The organism is Streptomyces sp. NPDC059668, assembly GCF_042734135.1.
Taxonomy (GTDB): domain Bacteria; phylum Actinomycetota; class Actinomycetes; order Streptomycetales; family Streptomycetaceae; genus Streptomyces.
The window spans coordinates 1-1,609 of record NZ_JBHWEL010000161.1; the positions used below are offsets into that span (position 1 = coordinate 1).

The 1,609-nt window shown below is 69.3% G+C and carries 3 protein-coding genes; all 3 read right to left on the reverse strand.

Going from position 1 to position 1,609, the window contains the following annotated elements:
• Positions 1–118 precede the first annotated feature (118 nt).
• Positions 119–445 (reverse strand): plasmid stabilization protein, encoded by a 327-nt coding sequence (locus ACFV2J_RS42565; RefSeq protein WP_385098162.1) that lies wholly within the window; start codon positions 443–445, stop codon positions 119–121.
• A gap of 12 nt (positions 446–457) precedes the next feature.
• The gene (locus ACFV2J_RS42570; protein ID WP_385098164.1) at positions 458–940 is read right to left on the reverse strand and encodes a DUF5709 domain-containing protein; all 483 of its coding nucleotides are present in this window, start codon (positions 938–940) and stop codon (positions 458–460) included.
• Between the two features lie 173 nt (positions 941–1,113).
• On the reverse strand, positions 1,114–1,278 hold the full coding sequence (locus tag ACFV2J_RS42575; protein WP_385098167.1) for a hypothetical protein: 165 nt from the start codon (positions 1,276–1,278) through the stop codon (positions 1,114–1,116).
• Positions 1,279–1,609: the final 331 nt, after the last annotated feature.

The following is a 1,609-nucleotide window of genomic DNA, read 5'->3' on the forward strand; positions in this document are numbered from 1 at the left end:
ACCCACACCCCTTACCCCCCAACGACCCACCACCACAACCACCACCACCCACCACCCCACCCCACACCCACCCATCACCCGAAAGAGGATCACGGCCCATGGCAGTGCGGGCCGGCGCTCAGCGGCCCAGCGCGTCGCGCAGCTGCTGCTTGTTCATCGCGGAGCGTCCCTCGACGCCCTTCTTTCTGGCCTCTTCGTAGAGCTGATCCCTGGTCGGTCCCTGAGCACCGCTGTGGGAGCGCTCGCCGCCGCGCTGAGGTGCGGACTTCTTGTCGCGCAGGGAGACCTCGCCGGGCGTCTTCGCCTCGCCCGCCCTGGCTCGCTCCTTGTTGACCGTCCGCGCGGCGATCTCCTTCGCCCGGCCGGTGGGGACACCGCGTTTCTCGGCGCCCTCCTTGATGTGCTCGTACTGACGCTCACGCTTGGGACTGGAACCTGCCGGCATGGCACCTCTCCTTCAGAGGTCGGTGTCGTCGGGGATGCGGTGGACGGCGGCCTCCTCCGCCGAGGCGGCGCCGCCGTCGATGCCCACGTCCTCGGCGAACATGTCCTTCTCGGCGTCGTCGTGGGCACCCTCGTCCAGCGCCACGAGGCGGCCCACGCGTTCCTGGCCCACCTCGTCGTCCAGCAGTTCGCCCTCACCGTCCGGGAGGTCGCCGAGACCGTCGTCGGCCTCCAGTTCCTCCAGCGCCGGATCCGCCACTTCCTCCGACAGCCGCTCGTCCAGACTCTCGCCCTCGTGCTGCTCCCGTGCGGTCGTTCCCCGGTGCTCCACACCGAGCGGGCGCTCGGGAGGCGACCAGCCCTCGTCGTACGGGTCCGACCCACGGTCGTAGAGCGTGTCCTCCGGGTCGAGGATGCCCTCGTCCTCGCGCCCCTCGGGGCCTTCGGGCTGGTAGACCTCGTCGCCCATGACTTCCTCGTTGTCCTGACTGTCCATGGCGTGTGACCTCCGGACGGATGCGTGCCTCACGGCCCACGTATCCAGGCTGCGGCACACCACACCTTCCGGCACTCCGGGTCCGGCGTCCGCGGCGAATTTCGTCACACGAGGAATCGGCCCGGGAAAAGGCTCCACCGGGCCGCGGCGTCACATGGCGACGGCGATCGGATTCAATTGCCGTCCGGCCGCTGACAGACCGGACACGGGACGAGACAGCCGTCCGGATCCGGGATGACGACCGTCCCCCATCCACGGCATTCCTCGCAGTCCCGGGCCCGGGCGACGTCCAGGCGCGGGTCGGCGGTACGGGGGTCGGGGCGGACTGCGTGAGCCATGAGCTGCTGCTCCTCAGCGTGGGGGCGACGACGGAGCGACATCGTCGTTTCCCATGTATACCCACGTCACGGCCGTCGCGGATGCGTCGCGGCGGAACTTCCCGCGTCGGGCATCGGGCACGCGGCGCCCCTCCCCACCGTCCTCGGAAAGCGAGGCTCCCCCGTCTCACCCCGTACACGGCCCCCAAACCCGGAAAGTTTCCACATGGAAAACATCCGTCGCACCCCGCCCCGACCCCAAAAACATTCGATGTGTAGCACCCCGGACAACGGGCACCCGGCGTCCCGGGAAAACGTCACCGAATTCGATGACACCCGCACGAACCCGCAA

Coding starts and splice junctions, on each gene's coding strand:
- ACFV2J_RS42570 (WP_385098164.1), bottom strand. CDS start 940: ATGGACAGTCAGGACAACGAGGAAGTCATGGGCGACGAGGTCTACCAG.
- ACFV2J_RS42575 (WP_385098167.1), bottom strand. CDS start 1,278: ATGGCTCACGCAGTCCGCCCCGACCCCCGTACCGCCGACCCGCGCCTG.
- ACFV2J_RS42565 (WP_385098162.1), bottom strand. CDS start 445: ATGCCGGCAGGTTCCAGTCCCAAGCGTGAGCGTCAGTACGAGCACATC.